The organism is Methylobacterium platani (genome assembly GCF_001653715.1).
In the GTDB taxonomy this organism is placed as follows: Bacteria; Pseudomonadota; Alphaproteobacteria; order Rhizobiales; family Beijerinckiaceae; genus Methylobacterium; species Methylobacterium platani.
This window is the reverse complement of the sequence record NZ_LWHQ01000030.1, coordinates 1-20,701: the sequence shown is the minus strand read 5'-3', so window position 1 is coordinate 20,701 and position 20,701 is coordinate 1. Positions and strand designations below refer to the sequence as shown.

11 protein-coding genes are annotated in these 20,701 nt (G+C 65.0%); 5 read left to right on the top strand and 6 right to left on the bottom strand.

Annotated features, from left to right (window positions below):
* The first annotated feature begins 201 nt into the window (after positions 1–201).
* From A5481_RS33615 to A5481_RS32545, 3 genes are read left to right on the top strand one after another with little or no spacing between them, the layout of a single operon-like run.
* Positions 202–1,323, top strand: coding sequence for a CBASS cGAMP synthase (locus A5481_RS33615; RefSeq protein WP_156311768.1), 1,122 nt, complete (start codon positions 202–204; stop codon positions 1,321–1,323).
* Positions 1,316–2,995, top strand: a complete 1,680-nt coding sequence (locus tag A5481_RS32550; protein ID WP_082173007.1) for a ThiF family adenylyltransferase — start codon at positions 1,316–1,318, stop codon at positions 2,993–2,995. Before A5481_RS33615 ends, A5481_RS32550 begins: the two co-directional genes overlap by 8 nt.
* Positions 2,996–2,997: 2 nt before the next feature.
* Positions 2,998–3,456, top strand: a complete 459-nt coding sequence (locus A5481_RS32545) for a Mov34/MPN/PAD-1 family protein (protein ID WP_156311769.1) — start codon at positions 2,998–3,000, stop codon at positions 3,454–3,456.
* A 148-nt stretch (positions 3,457–3,604) separates the two neighbouring features.
* Here A5481_RS32545 and A5481_RS16315 read toward each other — a convergent pair whose 3' ends face one another.
* The 3 genes from A5481_RS16315 to A5481_RS16305 all read right to left on the bottom strand — a co-directional run bounded on the left by A5481_RS16315 (position 3,605) and on the right by A5481_RS16305 (position 15,336).
* Positions 3,605–9,580 (bottom strand): DUF3320 domain-containing protein, encoded by a 5,976-nt coding sequence (locus tag A5481_RS16315; RefSeq protein ID WP_245238719.1) that lies wholly within the window; start codon positions 9,578–9,580, stop codon positions 3,605–3,607.
* On the bottom strand, positions 9,577–13,824 hold the full coding sequence (locus tag A5481_RS16310) for a peptidoglycan-binding protein (protein ID WP_156655630.1): 4,248 nt from the start codon (positions 13,822–13,824) through the stop codon (positions 9,577–9,579). Before A5481_RS16310 ends, A5481_RS16315 begins: the two co-directional genes overlap by 4 nt.
* A 306-nt stretch (positions 13,825–14,130) precedes the next feature.
* A complete protein-coding gene (locus A5481_RS16305; RefSeq protein WP_048432868.1) occupies positions 14,131–15,336 on the bottom strand; it encodes a DUF2235 domain-containing protein in 1,206 nt (401 codons plus the stop codon).
* 470 nt (positions 15,337–15,806) lie between these two features.
* Between A5481_RS16305 and A5481_RS16300 the strand changes: the two genes are divergently transcribed.
* Positions 15,807–17,624 carry a GmrSD restriction endonuclease domain-containing protein gene (locus tag A5481_RS16300; protein ID WP_048432869.1) on the top strand — a complete coding sequence of 606 codons (1,818 nt, stop codon included), beginning with the start codon at positions 15,807–15,809 and terminating at the stop codon, positions 17,622–17,624.
* 122 nt (positions 17,625–17,746) lie between these two features.
* Entirely contained in the window at positions 17,747–17,980 is a 234-nt protein-coding gene (locus A5481_RS16295; RefSeq protein WP_048432870.1) for a hypothetical protein, read from the top strand.
* 40 nt (positions 17,981–18,020) lie between these two features.
* On the opposite strand, the gene A5481_RS16290 is transcribed toward A5481_RS16295, so the two are convergent.
* The 3 genes from A5481_RS16290 to A5481_RS33610 form a co-directional block, all read right to left on the bottom strand.
* Positions 18,021–18,647: a hypothetical protein gene (locus A5481_RS16290; RefSeq protein ID WP_156311771.1), complete on the bottom strand. Its 627-nt coding sequence runs from the start codon at positions 18,645–18,647 to the stop codon at positions 18,021–18,023.
* 430 nt (positions 18,648–19,077) lie between these two features.
* Positions 19,078–20,199, bottom strand: a complete 1,122-nt coding sequence (locus A5481_RS16285) for a hypothetical protein (RefSeq protein WP_156311772.1) — start codon at positions 20,197–20,199, stop codon at positions 19,078–19,080.
* Between the two features lie 11 nt (positions 20,200–20,210).
* Positions 20,211–20,597, bottom strand: a complete 387-nt coding sequence (locus A5481_RS33610; protein WP_156311773.1) for a hypothetical protein — start codon at positions 20,595–20,597, stop codon at positions 20,211–20,213.
* Between the last annotated feature and the right edge of the window lie 104 nt (positions 20,598–20,701).

Here is a 20,701-nt window from a genome sequence, read left to right as displayed (position 1 = left end):
CTAAGCCGAAAACGCTCTAGAACCTCTGCCGTGAAAAGGCCGCGATAGCCGCCGCCGTTGAGGGAGAGAATCTGGAATGTCATAACGTGGATGGCGACCCGTTAGTTCTTGATCCGTTCCAAAAAATGGACCATTCTACCTCTATCTAATCGACTCGCCCCGGAACCGTTGCATCGTCCGGCGCTCGCCGAGGAGCCCAGTGTGGCGAACGTTTCGAAGCTTCTTTACACCACGACCGATCCTGAGTCGTTCCTAGAGAACCTCAACGCCGAGGATGGAGACCTTAAAGCGGCTAAAGCGAAAATTCGTGGGCATCTGCGCGAGGCCTTCAGCAAGACATCGCGTGATCTCTTTGGCCAGGAAGTCTGTCCGCGCTTCTTTACGCAGGGAAGCAGTAGCTATAAGACGCTGAATGATCCCGCCTGGCCACCGAGCCAGCAGAAAGATCTCGACGATGGTTGCTATCTACCCTTGTCGTTTGTGAAGGGTGAGCAGCCATCGAAGGCGGCCGAACAGTTCTTCAAGTTCGTTGATGCCGTTCTGGGCGAACTCGCAAAGGCTGAGGGTTGGACACTCATCAAGAAACCTACCTGCGTCCGTCTCGAAATTGCCCTGGATGCACACATTGATATTCCTCTCTACGCGATCCCCGACCGCGAGTTCGCGCTGCTCGAGGCGCGGGCTCAGAAAGCTGAAAAGGCATACGACCGCGCTCCAAAACGCTGGGAAGATCTGCCCTGGAATGCGGTCTTGCTCGCACACCGTGAAGATGACTGGGTGGCATCCGATCCAAGGAAGATCCACAAGTGGTTTGTCGATGCCGTAGAAATTTACGGGGAGCGCCTCCGTCGCGATTGCCGTTTCTTGAAGGGGTGGCGGGATCACCATCACCTGGACAACGACAAGCTCTCGTCGATCATGCTTATGGCTTGTGTGTGGAACGCCTACGAGGCAATCCGAGGCCCGTTCTTGCCTGACCGGGAGGACGAGCGACTACTGCGTGTCGTCGAGAAGCTGCCAGGAATGCTCACCAAGGGCATGCCTAACCCGGCGAGCAAGGACGAAGATCTCAATCGCATGTCGCCTGTGCAGCGATCGCGAGTTAGTGCCGAGGCCAGGAAGCTCCGCGACCGGCTGAAGGAAATCGTTGAGGCCTGCGACGAGAAGCGACGCGCGATCGATCTCATGCACGCTGCATTTGGGAAACGGGTGCCGGATCGGCCTGATCTCGTCAGCATTCCCGTCCGGGCTGAGGCGACTATCACGTCGCAGCCGAAGAGGGTCGTACCTGCTCCCGTAGTGGGGCGTTCTCAGAGTGGATGACAAGACGAAGGCGGCCCGACTAGCGGTCCATGACGCCCTGCGTCAGCACGGCTTCGAGAGATTGGCCCCGGTGTCCAGCGTACCGTTTTATATCGGCACGCTTGATCGCTATGGCCTCCGAATCCCCATCACGATCGAGGTCAATGATCTCGACTTCGTTAGCTACCCACGCATCTGCATTCAGCCTGGCTTCGTCATGCCGGATCGCACTCTGCCGCATCTTCTCGGCGTCGATCGTTCCGTGTGCTATTATAGCAAGGGCAGTGTCATCCTCGACCGCTACAATCCTGGCGGCACCATGTTACAATGCCTGGAACAAGCTGAGATAGTTCTGAGGAACGCTATCCGTGGCCGCTCCGACCGCGATTTCGTTGATGAATTTCAAGCATATTGGAGCAACGTTTTTATATATGTTGACGTCGCTGAAAGCTATTCCGGCCCAGCCCGCATTCGACCAGCAAGACTCAATCGCGGTGAGTTCAATGCGCTTGTCGTGACAGCGGGGCGGTCGTGGTTCGCGGCCGAGCCTCGGCGAAAGCGTCGTGAAGAAGAGGATGGTACGCCTGTTGAGGTGGTCGCCATCGACTACCCCCTGACCTTCGCAGCTACCGAGGCTTGGCCACCCACAACCGTTGCAGAAATCAATCGCTGGCTGCAGAAGGCCGCTCCAGACCTGATAGGCCGACTTGAATCGATCCTCCAGACGCAATCCGGAGTATCAGCCGCCGTTCTGATTAGAGCTCCGAATGGATTGTATTGCTATCAAGTCGAGGTTCCGCAACATCTGCAAAGGCCTGAATTCTTAAAAAGTAGGCGACATCGCCTGCCAGAAATGATGGAACGTCAATTGGTCTCGACCCCGATCGAACGGTTGATCGGCGTGCGTGCCGACGCCGATTACCTATTCGGCCGCAACCTCGGCAGCATGAACGGTCTAGTTGACAAGCGGATTTTGCTAATCGGCTGCGGTACGATCGGAAGTTTTCTGGCGCATCAGCTCGCACAGCGTGGGGCTGGAGCGAAGCGAGGATATCTATCTCTCGTTGATCCCGATGTTCTTACAACCGGCAACATCGGAAGGCATCTCCTCGGCGTGCCCTATCTTGGTCGCAACAAGGCAGAAGCCTGCGCCTCTTATTTGAACGAACAACTGCCGCTCTTGGCGATTGAGGGGTACGCGGGGGATGTCCGCACGCAGAAGCTTGACTGGCACCGCTACGATCTCGTCATCGGTGCGACAGGTGAAGAGGCCTTATCGATTGCTCTTAATGAGATCGCCGTACAAGCCCGTCCGCGGCTACCCCCGCACCTTTTCGTCTGGCTTCTCGGCAACGGCGCAGTCGCTCAGTGTATCTTGACTGGTGAGGTAGACCGCGCCTGCTTCAAGTGCCTCAAGCCGGATCTGGCAGGATTGCCCAGATTTCGTGCGATGCGGCCGGAAACCGTTGTGGAGACAGTCACCAACGTCGCGTGTGGTGACGCGGCCTACGTTCCATTCCCGGTTTCCCGATCCGTTGCTGCAGCGGCCATGGCGTGTGACCTCGTGGTTGACTGGGCGAACGGAAATCCAGGACATCGCTTTCGCTCGCTCACGCTCGATAATCGCCGCGCTTTTCGAGTTCCAAACGGAAGCCCTACCAAGCTCAATCATTGTCCTGCCTGCGGTGGCTGACTGTGATTCTCCGCACGGGCGACGACAGGCTGGTCTCGATTGCACCGATGGTCGAACGGACAATTGCCGCGTATGTTGCTGACCCTGAGATCCAAAAGGAAGCAGGTGGCATCTTCATCGGCAGTTATCGTGGACCCCATATTGAAATCAATACTTGTACAACGCCGATGCCTCGCGATGTCCGGAGGCCTACCCTCTTCGATCGCAGCGATCCTGGTCATCAAGCTACGGCGCTGAATGCATGGAAAATGAGCGGTGGAACGGAGACTTACGTTGGCGAATGGCATACCCACCCAGTTGATGATCCAATTCCGTCAAATCTAGATCTCCAGACCTGGCGCGCTGTTATGAAAATCTTTGCTGATCCGCTTATTTTTCTGATTGCAGGCCGACGATCTATCTGGTGTTGTCAAGGAAAATGCGGCGAACTCGCTACGCTCACCGTTTCTGGTGTTGGATAAAATTGGGACTTCAACATGCTTAGGACAGATGTGCATTGAGATCTCAACCATAGTTGGCTGCGAGCACCCCGGCGTGTAATTACTACCTCAGAGCTCATCAACAACGCCTTTATAGCATCATCAGGAAAGATTAGATTGGTTTGTCGGCTTAAAGAATTTTTCGCGCGTCCAGACTTGCTCTCTCGAACCGAGCGCGCGCCGATGCCTCAATGCGTGACAAGCCGAGTTTCTGCCCCATCGTTCTCACGCGTTCGGCTTCCGAGGCTCCGGGGCGGAGGGTGCTCGCAAGCCCGACGAGTTCCGCCATCGGCGTGTCGATGTGGCCGCGCACGTTCGCGTCAGCCGACCGGTACGAATGACTCGCCCGCGGCTCCTCGCCCGATGGCCACAGAACCGTCCGACCGTCATCGTCGGTTCGCGCAATCGAAGCATCGATCTGGTCGGACACTGCTGCGCGGATCAGGGGGCCGACGCGACCCAGCCCGTGCGCGCGGGCGATGCGCCGGACAAGGACATCCTCGTAGATGGGCGCTTCGACCGCGAGGACGTGCGCGACCATCGCAGCCAGCGTCGTGCGGTAGGAGGCGTCGTAGAACCGCTCCGGCTCGACCGGCAAGCCGAGATCCGCGAAGTCGGCGATCCGGTAGACCCGCTCGTCCTGCAGGGGCTCGGCTTCCATCGTCGGGGCGGTCGAGGATCTGGCTTGGTCCGCGTAGAGGCGTGGTAGCTCGGGATCTCGTTCCGGCTGCGGATCGTTGGCTGGTTCCGGCACGACATCTGCAGCGACGACTTCCGCTGACACGTCGTCCGTGGATTCGGGACCATCCAGCTCCACGTCGACAGGTTCAGGAGCTTCGTCAGCTACAGCCGCGGCCGAGCGCGCGCGATCCTGTTCCAAATCCTCGCGCAGGCGCTGATCGAGCTTGGCAAGCGCGGCTTCCGCGTCCATCCACCACTCGGTGCTCCAGACCCGGCGGATGCGCCAGCCGAGACCGGTCAGCACGCTCTCGCGCAGGCGGTCGCGGTCACGCGCCGTGGCCGAGCTGTGATAGGTCGCCCCGTCGCACTCGACGCCGGCGAGATAGCGGCCGGGCGCGTCGGGATGGACGACCCCGAGGTCGACCCGGAACCCCGACACGCCGATCTGGGTGTGCACGTTCCAGCCCTTCGCCTCGAGACCGGCGAGCACAGCGGCCTCGAACGGGGATTCGACGTCGCCTCCGGTCGGCGCGAAGGCCTCGGCGAGCGCCCGCGCCCCGCGATCGGCGAATTCGAGGAAGTGCTTGAAGTCGCGCACGCCGCGCGCCCGGGTCCGGCCGAGGTCGATCTGCTCAGGTTTCAGCGACGCGAAGACGACGAGCTCGCGGCGGGCGCGGGTGATCGCGACGTTCAGGCGGCGGTACCCGCCGTCCTTGTTGAGGGAGGAGACGGTGCTGACCGGCCGGCCCGCCTGGTCCGGTCCGACGGCCACGGAAAACAGGATCGCGTCGCGCTCGTCGCCCTGCACATTCTCCAGGTTCTTCACGAAGACCGGCTCATGCCAGCGGTCCTTGTCGAAGAACGGCTCGAGCTCCGGGTACGACCGCCGCTGCGCGTCGAGCAGGTTCTCGATTAGGCGCTGCTGCTCGCCGTTGAAGGTGACGATGCCGAGCGAGCGGCGCTCCTGTGCGAAGCCCGGATCGCGCAGACGGCGCACGATCTCGGCGACGACCGCGTGCGCTTCAGGTCGGTTCACGCGGCCCGCACCGCGCTCATAGACGCCGTCCGGCACGAAGGACAGCCGCACAGCGCGGTCGTCGGTCACCGGCGACGGGAAGGTGACGAGCCGCCCGCCATAGTATCTGGCATTCGAGAAGGCGATCAGGCTCTCGTGGCGGCTGCGGTAGTGCCAATCGAGGTTGCGCCGCGGGATATTGGCCGCCAGGCACTCGTCGAGGATGGATTCCTGATCGGTGACGTCGCTGCCGTCCTCGATGTCGTCGACGCCGCGGTCGCCGACATTGGTCGGCGGCAGCTGCTCGGGATCGCCGACGATGACGACCTGCCGGCCCCGGGCGATCGCCCCGACGGCGTCCCAGGGCGAGATCTGCGAGGCCTCGTCGAAGATAACGACGTCGAACGGCTCCTTGTCGGGCGGCAGGTACTGCGCGATCGAGAGCGGGCTCATCATCACGCAGGGGGTGAGCTTGGTCAGCGCCGTCGGCATCTTGCCGAACAGCTTGCGAAGCGGCACGTGCTGCGCCTTCTTCGTCAGCTCGTGCGAGAGCGTGCCCCATTCCGGATCGGCCCCGAAGGCCGTGGGTCCGGGAATGCCGCCGCCGAGCCGCGAGCGCACGACCTGCATGGAGAGCTCGGTGACGCGGGCGTCCGCCGCGCGGAAACGGGCGATCGTGTCCTCGTGGCGTTCCGGCAGGAAGCTGCGCAGCACCGGATCGTGGCTGACGACGCGGTCGATCCACCAGCGCGCATAGGCTGTCTCGAACGCGGCCTCGGCCCGATCGGGTGCGACCCTGCCCCCTTCCAAAGCCTCGATCAGCGGAGCGAGGCCGCGGCTGCGTGCGCTCTGTGCGGCCGCCTGCCAGGCGCACCATCCTTGCGCGCGGCCGAGCCCGAACGCCCAGAGCCGCGCCCGACTGAGGCTGGCGTCGATCCAGTCGGACTCGGTCGCCAGCGGTTCGTCGGGATCGGCACGCCCGGCGAGCCGGGTGAGCGCCCCCATGGCCTTGGTCGCCCGACCGCGATCCTGCTCGAAGGCCGCGTAGGCCTGCGCGATGCGTCCACCCTCGGCGAGGGCTCGCGCCTGGCGTTCGACGAGCTGGACCAGGTGATCGCGCAGGGCCTCGATGCCGAGCGAGGGTGGACCGAGGATGTCGAGGAGACGCTCGACCTTCTCGGCCCAGGCGACGGCGGCCTGAAACTCGGAGGCCGGCGTGTTCGGATCGTTCCAGGGCGGCCCCAGCCGGGCGAGAAGCGCGTCCCCGGGACAGCCTGCCTTCACGTGCCGGGCGACCTCGATGAGCCCGACGAGATCCGGCCCGACATCCTCCGGCAGCACCCCCTCGGCATAGGGCTGAACCTGCGTTCGGACCTTCTTGAGCTTTCCGCCTTTCACCAGGAAGTTCGAGGCTTGCGCGGTCGTCCATTCCGCCTGGAGGCTGGCAAGATCCTGGTCGAAGATGCCGGGCCGGTACCGGCCGGACAGGCGGCCAAGCAACATGTCCAGCGTCCCCTGGAAGTGCTCGCGTGCAGTGACCGCCCGATGCAGGTCGCCGGTGCCATCGGCCAGGAAGGCGGCTCCGCATCGCGCTTCGGGCCGGACCAGGAAGTTTCCGAGAACCGCGAGCCCGCGCGTGCCGGTGTAGGTCGCGAGCAGGGACGGCAGGCCGATCGCCCCGGCGAGGGCCTGTCCGCTGGTGCGCAGGGCCACGAGCGTGCTCTCGACGGCCTCGATCGCGGCGCTCATGTCGTCGCGCCAGACCGGCGACCATTGCGTGGCCTCGACGCCCTGCAGCGGATGATCGGCGAGCGAGCCCACCGCAGCGAGGACTGGACGCAACTCGCGGCAGCCCGCGCGCAGCATTGCGAGCGTTTGCGCGTCATGGGCGAGATGGTCCGGCCAGGTGAGCCGAAGCCCGACATCGCCGCCGCCGGCCGCGATCACGCGGCCGAAGGCCTCGTAGGCCGAGAGACCGTTCTCGCGCCGCCGGTGGAGCGCACTCACGAGGCCGTTGAGTTCCTCGCGCAGCGCTCTGAGCTCGCTCGTGGCCTCGTCCCAGGCCCCCTGCGAGGGCGTTGTCCGCTCGTGCCAGGCTTTGCGCAGCTGGTTGAGCACCGCCGATTTCTGCGCCTTGGTCGAGTGCACCTCCAGGCAGTAATCGCCCAGCCCGATCTCCTGCAGGCGGCGCTGCACCACTTCGAGCGCGGCCGTCTTCTGCGAGACGAACAGCACCGTGCGCCCTTGCGCGAGGCACTGGGCGATCATGTTGCCGATCGTCTGGCTCTTGCCGGTGCCGGGCGGCCCGAACAGCACGAAATCCTTGCCCTGCGCCGCCGCCAGCACGGCGGAGAGTTGGGAGGAATCGGCCGAGAGCGGCGCGAACACGGTCTCGGGTGGATGGTCCCGATCAAGGCTGGCCGGCTCGGGAAAGGACGTGCTGTCGCCGTAGGAGTGTTTCGGCGTCTCGATCAGGTGCCGCACGACCGGGTTGCGCTTCAGGAGTTCAGCCCGGTCGACTAGGTCCTTCCACATCAGGTACTTGGTGAAAGAGAAGGCCGACAGCACGACGTCCGGCACCACCTCCCAGCCGCGCAGGTCGCGCACGTGCGAGCGCACGATCCGCATGATGCCGTCGACGTCGATGCCGGAGGCGTCCCGCGGCAGCTCGCCCTCGAGTTCCGGCATCCGCAACCGGAAATCCTCGCGTAGCATCTCGAGCAGGGTCGGGTTGATCCGCACCTCGTCGTCGTGCAGCGCCAGGCGGAAGCCCGCGCGCACGCTGGAGCGCTTCAGCGCGACCGGGACCAGCAGCAGGGGCGCGCGATAGGCGGCCTCGCCCTCCTTGCGGGTCCAGGACAGGAAGCCGATCGCCAGGTAGAGGATGTTGGCCCCGCCCTCCTCGAAGCCGTTGCGGGCGAGCCGGTAGAGATCGAGCAGGCGGCGATCGAGATCGGCCTCCGTCGCGGTGGTGTAGATCTCCCGCCGGGCGAGCGCCGCTTCGAGGTAGCTGCGCCGGCCGTCGTCCTGATGCCGCCTCGCGTAGAGGTCGGCGCTGCGTTCGTCGGACCCGGTGAGCACGTCGGAGATGGGCTTGAGCCGGAACTCGTGCCTCGCCGCCAGCCCGTCCTCCAGAGCTCCGGGGGAGACGCATTCGAGGGCGACCGACCCTGTCCCCGGCTTGAAGTTGAGGAGCTTGTTGCGCAGCGTGAGGTCGAGGAGCTTGCGCTTCCAGCGCTCCAGGCGACCGACCGGGGTCTCCGGGGCCTCGTCGACGGGCGGCCGGGGCGCGTCGTCGCCGAATGGCGGCGGCGGGGCGATCGGCTGGTTGATCGGAGCCGTCGGCGCGGGGGCGATGCCGCCTGGCCTCCCCTCCCCGAGATCCATCGGGCGGATGCCGCGCCGGCGGCAGCGGCGGACATCGATCGCGATTTCGAGCGCGGCGGGGGCGTCGTCCTCGACCTGCGCACTGCCTCGGGCCGTCGCCGCCTGAAATCCGGCCGGCGGGTTGTGGGTCAGAAACGTCGTCTCGACGAGGATCAGGTCCTGCAGATCCCGGCGCTTGCGCAGGAGCTGCATGTCGTCGACGGCGGCCGAGGAGAAATCCTCGTCCTGCAGCCACAGGCCGACGAAGGCGTGGCCCTCCGTCAGCACCAGGACCGGGTTGAGCCCTGCCTGTTCCAGGCAGGCGGCGTAGAGGAGCGAGAGGTCGAGGCAGGTGCCGACCCGCCGCTCCAGCACTTCGCTCGGACCGCGCACCTTCTGGCCGGCCCGCTCGAAGCTCGCGGGCGGCAGGATGTAGGCGATGCTCCGGTCGGCGAGCGCCGCCCAGATCGCCGCGGCGAGCTCCCAGGCGCGGACCTTCTTGCCGGTGGTGTAGCCGTTCAGCCCGGTCTCGCGCCCGGCCTCACCGAGCTTCGTCGCGGCATCGCGCAGGACGATGTCGACGGCCGGATCGTTGGGCCGCACGAAGGCGGCGAGCAGCTCCGGCGCGCTGACGCCCCCGCCCCAATGCGACGGCGGCAGGAGACGGATCTCCGCCACGTCCCGTGCACGCTCGCTCCCCGCTTCTTCCAGGATCGTCGCGAGTTCCAGGCGGCTCGCCTCGGTGAAGCCGGCGAGCAAGGCCGCATCGAGACGGAGATCAGGAGCCTCGATGTGATGGTTCGCGCCGGCCGGAATCCGGTCGATGCGCAGGGTCAGCGGCTGCACGACGGCCGGTCGGCTCTCGACCCGGATCAGCAGGTCGACGAGGTCGCGATCGGAAGGATTGGTGACAACGATCTCCCGGATCACCGGGATGGCGTTCTCATGATAGGCGAGACTGACGTGCTCCGTGGCGGTGCAGCCGACCCGCACGGTGGCCTCGGTCTCGACGTCCGCGATGGGTTCGATCGTCTCGAGGCTCACTGCGCGATCCACCGGCTGGAGAAGCGCTCGCCGAGCTTGTAGCGGGCAAGCTTAGGGCCGACCTCGTCGCAGGGCTCACCGAAAGGATCCCGCGTGACGCCGAACTCGGCATCGTTGACGTAGCCGGTGACGTAGCAGACGTCCTGGTACTCGCCCTTGATGCGGTTGCGCATCCTGATCCGCGTCGTCGCCAGCGCGGTCTCCAGGGGGCGATCCTTGTAGAGGGCGGTGCCGTAATCGAGGACTGTCGTCTCGCTCGACATGAACTCCCAGCGATCCTCGCGTTGGGCCTGGTAGTGCCGCGCGAGCCGCGGATAGCGCGAGAGGAAGGCGTCGGGCTGCGTCCCGGTCGCGAAGCCGCGCGCCTCCTCGCCGAGAGCCTGCTCGAAGAACCGCGCCCGCTCGCCGTACTGGGCACGCAAGGCCCTCTCCCGGGTCTCGCGTCGGGCGCTCTCGTCCTTTTCCTTCTCGCGATCGAGCCTGCGCCGGTCGTCCAGCTCGCGCTGGCGCTTGAACTGCTCCTCGGCGCTGCGCGTCTTGCCCACGTCGATTTCGGTCTGCGCCTGGGCGACCTCGGACGGCGCGATCCAGAGCGGCAGGAAGCGGTGAGACAGGCCGTCCCGGGTCATCGCCTCGGTGATCGCCGCAAGATCGGCCGACCCGGCGTAGACCGCGCCGCACTCCGCCCGCTTGACCGCAATGAAGGCTCCGTCCGCCGAGGTGGCTGCGACGACCGGACGACCCGGCAGCTCGTCGCCGATCCGATCCGACAGGCGGGTGAGGATGGCCGCGTGCGCCTCGGCCTTGTCGGGCGTGACTCGGCACAGCACGCTCGACGGATTCGGCACCACGACGATGCCGAAGCCGTCATCCTTACGGTCGCGCACCAGCGCTTCGACCTCGTTGGCCTTCACGGCGTCCGCCTGCCGCACGGCGGCGAGCGCCGCCGCATCGACGACGGCGAGCCGGGCGAACAGGTTGCCGTTGACGGCCTCGACCAGGGTGATCACCCGGTCGACGGGCTCGCGCAGCAAGCGCTCTCGCTCGGCGAAGATCAGGTCCTGTTTTGCCAGGTCGTTCGGCCCGCAGGCCTGAAGCGGTAGGTCGAGCTTGGCCCCGAGCCCGGCACTCCGGTCGCGGATCTGCCGGTTCAGGAACACGTCCGACAAAGGTGCGTGGTACAGGCAGGCGGCAGCACGGCCGTCCTCGAAGACCAATTCGCCGCGCAGGTTGCGCACGACGGACGGGGCCTTGCCGCTGTCGTTGTAGAGCATGATCAGGTCGCCGCGACCGCCCTCGAGCAGGAACCGGCTCTTCCCCGTTACCGCCCGGGCGAGCCGCGCGGCCGCATCGATCCGGGCTCGCTTGCCCGCGTAGGCCTCAGTCAGTTCCTTCAGGCGCTCTTCGCTGGTCTCCGGCACAATCCCGGTCACGTCGGCGACGAACCCGGACAGGAAAGTCTGGAGATCCTGCGGGATGCCGCCCTTCAGCGTCGTCTCCGCCTCAGTTGCATCGCGCTTCAGGCGCTCGACGAGGGCCGCGCGCTGGATCGAGGCCTGGTCCCGCTCGCGCCGTCCCGCTTCCGCCTCGCGCTCGCGACGCTGGGTCTCGCCCTGCTCCGCCAAAGCCGCCTGCGCCTTCGACACGGTCTCGGGTGAAATCCAGATCGGTAGGAAGCGAAAGCCGACGCCGTCGCGGGTGAGTCCCTTGACCAGCGCCGCCAGATCCTTCGCGCTGCCGTAGACGGCCCCGCACTGTCCGCGCTTGATCGACAGGAATGCGCCGTCGGCACTCGCCGCAACGACCGTCGTCGCGCCCCGGAGCTCGGCCTTGAGCAAGGCCTCGTGCGGCTCCAGGAGCCGGTCGTGCAGCGCCTTGTCGCCGGATGCCACGCGGCAGACCGTGCGCGAACCGGAGCCGAAGGCGAGGAATGCGAGCCCGTCGGAGGTTCCGCGGGCCACCTCGCTCTCGGCCTCCGCCGCGCGGATCCCCTCCTGCTGGCGCGCGGCCTCGATGTCGCTCTTCAGGACCGTCCCGGCGAGCGCGTAGACCCCGGTATCGACCGCTGAGGCGATGGTGGCGAACAGCCCGGATTGCGCCCGTAAGCCACCGCGATCGACAGCGAGGAGGTCGGCGCTCAGCTGCTGCGCGCTGGTGCAGCGCGGCAGCGTCTCGCGGATCGGAGCCTTGAGGCTGCGCAGCGTGGCGACGAGCTGTTCGAGGACGATGCGGTCGGCCGGAGCATCCGGCAGGGCGCAGGCGACCGTCCGCTCGGGATCGAAGACGAGGTTGCCGTCGAGGCCGCGCACGACCGCGTTCGCACGCGGCGAGCTGTTGAAGAGCAGCACGAGGTCGCCGGCGTCCCCCTCGACGAGGAAGCGGTTCTTGTCGGTGACGGCCCGCTGCACCGCCTCGGCCTCGCGAAGCCGCGGCTCCATCTGGGCGACACGCTGACCAAGGGTGTCGGCGAGACGTGGCAGATCGCGCGGGGTGGCCCCCTCGGATTGCTGCAGGATGACGGCCAATTCGGGCCGCAGATCGTCCGGCACCGGACCTTTCAGGACAGCCTCGGCGCGCTTGCGCAGTTCGTCGAGCCGATGCTGGGCCTGGAGCCGTGCGCTCCGGTCCTGCTCCTCGACGCCGAGGTCGTTGAGGTAGGCCTCGTAGCGCCGGGCGACCGCATCGATGCGCCCGGGCAGGCCCGGATCCGTGACCACGACGAGGCTCGGGCCGGCGCTCGATCCACGCCCGAGCCGATCGGCGAGGCTCGTACCGAGGAAGCCATCGCCCGGAAGGCCTTGTGCCTCCGCATAGGCGACGATCGCCCGCCGCGTGATGCCGCCGTAGACACCGTCGGCGACCGCATCGGCCGCCAGGTGGCCGGCGGTGCGCAGGGCCTCCTGAAGGCGGACGTGCTCCTCGATCGGACGGCCGATCTCCTGCCGAGCGGCGGGCGGTCCGTCGCGGCCCACGCGCGCCGCCCACGCTTCTTTCTGGCGCTGGTAGGTCGCGGCGATGCAGGGGATTGCGCGGGCGCGCAGGGCCGCCGTGACCTTGCCCGAGTCCGGGATGCGGCAGGTCTTGAGCGTGCGCTCGACCAGTTCGTTCGATTCCGCCTTCAGCTCCGCCCCCGCCTCGGGCGTGAGGTGGCGCAGCACGTAGAACGGCCGGGCCATCTCGAGGTCGATCCGGCGCAAGGAAGCATCCTCGCAGATCAGGGTCGGGAGCGGGGTATTGGCCCGCTCGCAGTCGAAGGAGGGCCCCAGATCGCGGGCTGCCGCGGCCGGCTTCGGCGGCTGGATCGCGCGCGGCGGCTCGGACAGGGCGACCGCCTCCTTGCGCAGGTCGGCCAGCCGCTTCTTCAGCCCCTCGGGGGCGTCGCCCCTAGTGCGCGCCTCGGCCTGGGCCCGCAGGGTGCTCATCCGATCGAGGGCGGACAAGCGCACGGCCTCGGCCTGCGACAAGGGGCCGAGCCCGCCGACCTCGCGGTTGATCGTCTCCGTGTCGGGCGCGGAGGGTCCGGTGCGCGCCGCGAGCTGCTGCTCGATTCGCCCCTGGATCCGCGCGGCTTCGGACCGCACGACCGGAGATGCGTCGCGCTGGTACGGAGCGAGATTGGTCTTGAGCACCTGGAGCTGCTCGGCCCGTCCTTGCGCCTCGGCGCGGGCCTGCCGCGTTTCGCGCGCCTCGCCGGTCTCGACCTCGGCGACGACGATCCGCGTGCCCGAGAAGTGCAGTTCGATCGCCTCCCGGGGTTCGACGGGGCGGACCTGGTTGTTGCCGTCGCGCGTAGCGAAGGATTGGTTGCAGGTGGTCGCGACGGACCACCCGTGCTCATCCGTCGTCGTGCAACCGAAATTGCGCCGGAGGTTCGGCTCGGTGAAGCGCCGGCACTCGGCGAAGGTGCTGCCGAGCCGTCCGTCGTCGGGGCCGATGCCGCTCTGGATCAGGCCCTCGATATTGGTGTTTCGCCGTGCGAGCGCGCGATCGACGCAGAATCGGTCGAGGGTCGAGAGCCGCGCCCACATCTCGCGCGCGGACTGGATCTGGGCCGCACCGAGCAGACCGCCGAAGATATCGAGAGGCGTAACCTGCGCGGCAGCCGGGCCAATCGAAGCCACGACCGCCACGATCGGCAGAACACCGCGCCATCCACCCCGACTCATCGCGACACCCTGCGCAAACTTTGCAATCTGTGTCGCCGGTTTGCGCTTCTTATTCAAGGCATCGAACGCCGCGCGCAATGCATTATTTCGCCGGTTGACGAGCTTGCAGCATCAAAGCGAATATTTCATCACCGTAAATTTATAGCACGCCCCTCGGCATGATTTCGGAGGATGGCTCGTATCCATATAGATCATATTATCATCGCATTGGCGAGTTATATCAGCTGATATATATCTTGGATTTAGAAAATAATTATACAATACTCTGAGTTGGATACAAAGTGCAGCGCACCCTGGGGCACGATGCGCTGTCTTACTTGGTGCCTGCACCAGTCCAGGGCCATCGTGCGGTTCCGGCGGCCAGTCGGTCGCATGTCTGGCCGGCTATGGGCGAACTGCGGTCCGTGGATCGTGTGCGAGGACAGGAGTCGTGATGGAGCCGGGCTCGATGCCGTGGCGCTGTGCCCAATCCGCCAGGTTCACCGGCCGGTAGTCGGCATTGGCTCGCCAGCGGTCGAAGACGCTGGCATCAATCGTCTCGTTGATGGTCTCGTCTCGACCACCCGGGAAGGGCCGCGGCGGTTCGCCGATCATCCGATCGTACGGCTTGCTGACCCGCCGGTAGGCTCCATGCAGGAATTCGCCGTAGCTATCAGAGAGCTGCGCGTTCAGAACTTCCGGATCGACCGTGACGACCGAGCGGAAGGACAAGCCAAGGCTGGACGCCTTGTCCATCAGCCAGCGCAGGGGAATCTGCGCGAGAAGATCGCTGCGGCATCCGCCGCCGACGTTGGCGTGCGCACCGACGAACCATCGCTGCTCGACGCTCGCGATCGGTCGCGGAGCCGCCATCGATGTAGCCGGCACGTTGTCCCGGATTTTCCGCGTCCAGAGCGTGGGTGCGAAGGCCTTACGGTGCTCATCGATCGCGACCGCATGGTAGGCGTTTTCCTGAGAGACACGCAGGCCCGTGTGCAGGAACTTGAAGCCCGATCGACTGATCCCCGTGATGTCACCGAAGGGGACGCCGAGCGCCCCGACCGTGTCCCAGACACCGATCATCTTGATCGGCGTGCGCATCGCATAGTCGAGCATCCAGCGCTCCTCGACCGACCCGCTGGCAAGGCCGGCCTCGCGCGCAGCGTAGAGCTTCCAGATGGTCGAGACCGTCTCGTCCTTACGGTACCGGTCGTAGAGTTGTCCGATGCCGAGCGGAGCGCCCGGCTTGAGCAGGCCGCATTTCGAGATGAACCCGGCGAGGCTTCGTGCCGTGTAAGCTCCGCGGCTGAAGCCGAAGATGAAGATCTCGTCGCCTGGCTCATAGGTCTCGACCAGCCACTTATAGGCGTCGATGACCGCCTTATCCAATCCGTATCCAAACATCCCGCCGCGCAATTTTTCGCCGACGAAGGTGCCGAGACCGGTACTATAGTAGGCGACTTGGCGCGTGCCATCAGCGCCGCGCTCGGCACACAGCGCCTTCAGCCGCCAAACATTCGTATTGTCACCAACTGTATTCCATGTCCCGTCGAGGAAAAGTGCTACACGCTTCCGCCCAGGGGACTTTATCGTCTCGCTGTCGTTCAACATCGTCTGTCGCCACTCAGCCCATAATAATTGTACACAACGCTGACCAGCTCAGTACGTTGCAAATTTCGCTGGGCCGGCTGGTCGCATGACGTCCTACGTTTCATCATGGCAGGTAGACACAAGCGAGGCGTACCTTCAAGATATTTCGATAGAGGTGGACACGGCCGATCCTAATCGGCATGCGGTCGATCTGCAACAGCCGGGCTGGACGAAGGGTTAGGATATCGGAGCATGTCGCTAATTTGGGGCGGCGTCGTCGCTGAACATGTGCTGGATCAAGAGAATATTAGCATCCACTATGATCTGGCGAATTCATCAAAAAGGTACGACTGGCCGAGGGTGCTCTCGATCCTGGAGGCGCATCCTTCGCTCGTGAACACGACGCGTCCTGAATCGGCGATGTCCGATGGACACGATGCACGAACCTTGGCACCCATGGCGCAGCTCCGCATCGAACGTACCCTCCTGCCATGTCCTACGTCTCGTCCACCATCGGCCGCGTGCTCGACGACATCAACCGCAGCTACTTCTTGCCGGCCATACAGCGACCGTATGTCTGGCAGCCCGAGCAGATCGTAGCCCTGTTCGACTCCCTCCTGAAGGGCTACCCGATCTCTTCCTTCCTGTTCTGGGAGATCCGGCCCGAGCGCCGGGCCGACTGGGAGATTTACAAGTTCATCGAGAACTTCCGCCACGGCGACACCCACAACGAGATGGCCGAGCCCGATGGGCGCGACGTCAAGCTCGTGCTCGACGGGCAGCAGCGCCTGACCTCGCTGCTCATCGGCCTGCGCGGCACGTACTCGGTGCGCGCCAGGTACGGCCGGCGGCACAACCCCAACGCCTGGAGCAGGCAGCGCCTCTACCTCGACCTCCTCAAGGACCCTGCGGTCGACGACGAGGTATCCGACGACGAGGACCTCGGCATCACCTACGGCCTTCGCTTCTTCGAGACGGAGCCGAAGAGTGACGCACGGCACCACTGGTTCAAGATCGGGCGCATCCTCGACTGCATCGGCGACGATGCCTTTGATCGCTTGAGGGACGAGGTGGTCGATGCCCTGCCCGACGCGTCCACGAAGGCGCAGGACAGGATCGTCGAGAAGACCCTCGACCGGCTCTACCGCATGGTGTGGAAGGACGGGGTCATCGCCTACTACACGGAGAAGGACCAGTCCTACGACCGCGTGCTCGACATCTTCATCCGCGCCAACGACGGCGGAACGAAGCTGAGCAAGTCCGATCTCCTCCTGTCGATGATCACCGCGCAGTGGCAGGGCGTCAGCGCCCGCCAGGAGATCTACGGCTTCGTCGACCACCTCAACGAGGGGCTCGGCGCGACGAACCGGCTCGACAAGGACTTCGTGATGAAGTCCTGCCTCGTGCTCTGCGACTTGGACCAGCGCTACAAGGTCGCCAACTTCACGACCTCCAACCTCGCCCGCATCGAGGCGAGCTGGACGCGCATCAAGGCGAGCCTCGAGGCGACGCTGCGGCTCGTGAACCGCTTCGGCATCGACGGGGAGACGCTGACGTCGCTTAACGCGCTCCTGCCGATCGCCTACTACCTCCACGGGATCGGCGGCGGCAGCCTGGACGGCACGACGCCGTTCGAGGCGGCGAACGCCCGGCACATCCATCGGTGGCTGCTCGGCAGCCTGCTGAACGGCGTGTTCGGCGGCAGCTCCGACCGGACGATCGGCGTGGCGCGCGCGATCCTGCAGGAGGCGCTGAAGGACGGGCGGGACTTCCCCCACCGCGCCCTCGTGCAGGGTCTCGCCTCGCGCGGGCGGGCGATCGCCCTCGACGACAACAACATCGAGGGTGTCCTCAACGTCGGCTACGGGAAGCGCACCTGCTTCCTGGCGCTATCGCTTCTCTACGACACGCAGGCCTGGGGTTCGACGCCGCACCACGTCGACCACATCATCCCGCGCTCGCTCACCGATCGGAAGGCGCTGATGGCAAAGAACCTGTCGGAGCCGCTGATCCAGCGCATCCTCGACAACGTGGACCGGCTCGGGAACCTGGAGCTGCTGCTCGCGCGCGAGAACCTCGAGAAGAGCAACTTGCCGTTCGAGCAGTGGCTGCACACCCGCGATGGGACGTTCCTCGATCGGCACCTGATCCCGAGGGATCCGGCGCTCTGGCAGGTGGGCGCGCTGCCCGAGTTCGTCGCCGCGCGCGAGGAGCTGATCCGGCAGCGCCTGCGGGGGCTCGACCTCGATCCGGCCGGCATCGTGCCGCTCGCACCCGTCGCCATGACCGGGAGTGCGGCGGGAAACTGATCGGCGGTGATGCCGAGACCACCCCCGGCATCACCGCTGCCATCGTACGAACTGACCTACCGAGCTCACCGCAATCTACGCTCGTCGCACTCCCGGGTACGTCGCGCGGACCGGGAGACCTCGTGCGCATCGCCGCGGACGGCGAGCGCTTCGTGCCGCACCGGTTCCGCGACGGCCTCCTGCGAATGGCCGATCCGGCCCTTGGCAAGGTCAAGCACCACGCCGCCAACCAGATCGCCGTGCGAGAGGACGAGGTCGTCGCCTACCTGCGGCGCGGGTTCCTGCTGCGTATGCGCGGCGAGCGGAGCGGACAGGTCAACCTAATCGCGGCTGCGGAGATCGTGCCTGTTGCTTGACCCGCGCCCACCGGGCAGCGCTACCCGGCCCGGGATCGCCTCAACGTCCGATCATGTCGCGCAAGGAGAACACCGCTTGCGGAACCGCGAAGCGCTCGGGTGCCGACCTCACCGAGCGGATGCGTTCCGGCGCGACGGGGCAGACGACCGTGAAGGCGTTCCGGAACACGGTACCATATCGGCCCGCGATGACGGTCCGATTGCTGTGGTGAGCCTCGATGACAGCGGGATCGTGGATGGCGAGGTCGCACAGGGCGATGCGCTTGCCCTGGTCGTCCGCAGACCAGGCCTTGTCTGCGTACCTGAGGACACGCGGACCGAAGGCAGCCAGGAGAGCTTCCCGCGCCGCCTCAGGCCTTGCGAACTGGAAGGCGGTGTACAGGAAGTCGCGACCGTCGATGGCCACGTCACCGAGCGGCACATCGAACTCGACGATGATCGGGGCATCGTCGTCCGCCGAACGATTATGGCTGCAGGCGTAGTAGGAGGCTCCGTCGATCTCGCCGCACGCACAAACGACCTTGGGATGCATCACGCCATCGGGGCGCGTGACCTTCGTATCGAGATCCTCCTGCTCGAAGAGGGCATCGACTTCGCCCGGGTGCTGATGGATGATGCTCCACCGGCCCTCGTCGCCGACGAACCCGGTTGCCGCGATCCTTCCCATCACGTCATCCCGCTGCGAGGCTGGAATAGCCAAGCCTCGGAACATTCTCAATGTCGGCATCGTCCCTCTCATTTCCTTGGTGGAATTGGGTGGCACCACATCCTACACCCGCGAGATCGAACTGTCGGCTGCTCCGGGCTCGACCGGTTCGGATGGTCGTAGTCCGTCGCTTGCCAGCCCCGCTAGGCTCGGGATCGACGGGCGTCGAGCGCTCAATCTCGGCCCATCGTCGTTCGCGGCGCAGGTGAACCCGCATTCCGTGGATCGTGCACGGGAACAGGGGTTGTGACACAGTCGGGCGCAATGACGTGGCGTTGTGCCCGATCAGCTAGGCTCGCCGGTCGATAGTTCGGGTCGGCTCGGCATCGTTCGAACACTGAGATATCGATCATCTCATTGATCGTGACCGCCCTCTCACGCTTACGGCTTATCAGGGAACAAGCTCGAGCGTCGCATCAATTTTGCCCGCGCCAGACTGTTTCAGGACGATGCGGTGATAGGGAGCCTGACGCTGCCGTAGGTCGGCCATAGCCGCTTCGGCAGTTGCAAAGCCCTGAATCGTCGCGAATGCCTCTGCCGGCACGATGAGAATTTCTGCCGATCGGAAGGCGGGATCGCGCACGGTCGCCGAAACATCCTTGAATTGATCAAGGGATCGCATTTGCTCAGCAGCTCGCTGCGGATTCCAGGCGGCAAGCTGCCGCACCGCAAGCATGTCTACGCGGCGATTATTGAATGACAGTAGGATCGGGGTGTCGTACGGTCCAAACCTGGACAGACCCAGACTCACATCATCGAGAATGATTCCCGAGTTGGCTGGGCTGATCCCCTTTGCAGTCAGGGTCACGGACTTCACACGATCTGCCTCGAACGCGACTTGGATCCGCACGCCGGCTCGCTCTGCAGCCGGAACGCGTTCGATCGTTGTCGGCGATAACGGAAGACAGACGTCGCCGAGATCGCACGCCTCCGCAGCCGGCAGCTTCATCGCCTGCTCGCGGGTCGTCGAGAGACGCAACCCCTTCGCTAGCGGCGTGTCCAGGGGAACCGCTTTGCGGATCGAACACTCACCGACGCTGCGCATCATACCGAGCTTTGCCCCACGCAAGAAGGCTGCGAGATCGTCACGCGTTGCTACCATCTCTTGCCAACCGTGCTGCGCCGGCTTGAAGAGGATGTTCGGCGCAATCGCCCGCACGTTCGGATCCGCATCAATTTCGTCTCGGAGTGCGAGAACTTCGAGACCGCTGCCGTTGCGCATCACGTAGCCGTACCGATACATCCCAGACGAATTGAGTTGGGCGAGGTACAGCGTGTCGCTGAGTTTCTTGAATGCCAGCGTCTCATTGCCCAGCCGGTAGATCGTGCCACCACCTGCAGTAGGCTCTGGATGGGTGAGATCGAAGCGCAAGTGCTTATCGCGAACTTTACAGCTCGCAATATCACCGAAGGGTACAGCATCACCGCTTTCGATAGCGGGGACGCGAGCCTGGTAGCAGCCTGAGAGCGCGGCGAGCAGGAGCGTCGCGCCGCCAATTCGTGAGAGGCCCATCGCGCCGGTCCTCAATCGAACGCACGATAGGAACACCACTTGTAGGCAGTACTAGAAGATTTTCCGTCGACAACCTGTGTGATGACGAAGTGCTTGGGATTCGCAATCCTCAATGTGACAGTCTCGACCCGCGGCTTGCGCTCACCATCGATCTTGCATTGCGCGCGGTAGGTATAACTCTGCCCCTGGCTCTTAACATCGCTGATCTTGCAATCAGCTGCTGATTGGTTGAGGCGATCACCCCAGAATGTCATGATCTCAGCGCGGGAGCGCTCTGGACAAGGTGTTGTTTCAAGGGCGTATGCCCCGCGCTCCAATGGGAGCAGATCCTGGGCTGCAGAGGCGTTGGCTGTCAGGGCGCACAGCGTCAGCAAGCCCAGCGAGAACTGAGACTTCATGGTCGTCATCCCTATGGTTGGTAGGAAGGGCCTGGTCCAAGGTTAGCTGAAGACAGGCATGAGCTGTCGCTCGAGCAAGGCTTCTGGGATTGCCCCGTTTCTGT

Coding starts and splice junctions, on each gene's coding strand:
- A5481_RS16305 (WP_048432868.1), bottom strand. CDS start 15,336: ATGTTGAACGACAGCGAGACGATAAAGTCCCCTGGGCGGAAGCGTGTA.
- A5481_RS16300 (WP_048432869.1), top strand. CDS start 15,807: ATGTCCTACGTCTCGTCCACCATCGGCCGCGTGCTCGACGACATCAAC.
- A5481_RS16290 (WP_156311771.1), bottom strand. CDS start 18,647: ATGGGAAGGATCGCGGCAACCGGGTTCGTCGGCGACGAGGGCCGGTGG.
- A5481_RS16285 (WP_156311772.1), bottom strand. CDS start 20,199: ATGGGCCTCTCACGAATTGGCGGCGCGACGCTCCTGCTCGCCGCGCTC.
- A5481_RS33610 (WP_156311773.1), bottom strand. CDS start 20,597: ATGAAGTCTCAGTTCTCGCTGGGCTTGCTGACGCTGTGCGCCCTGACA.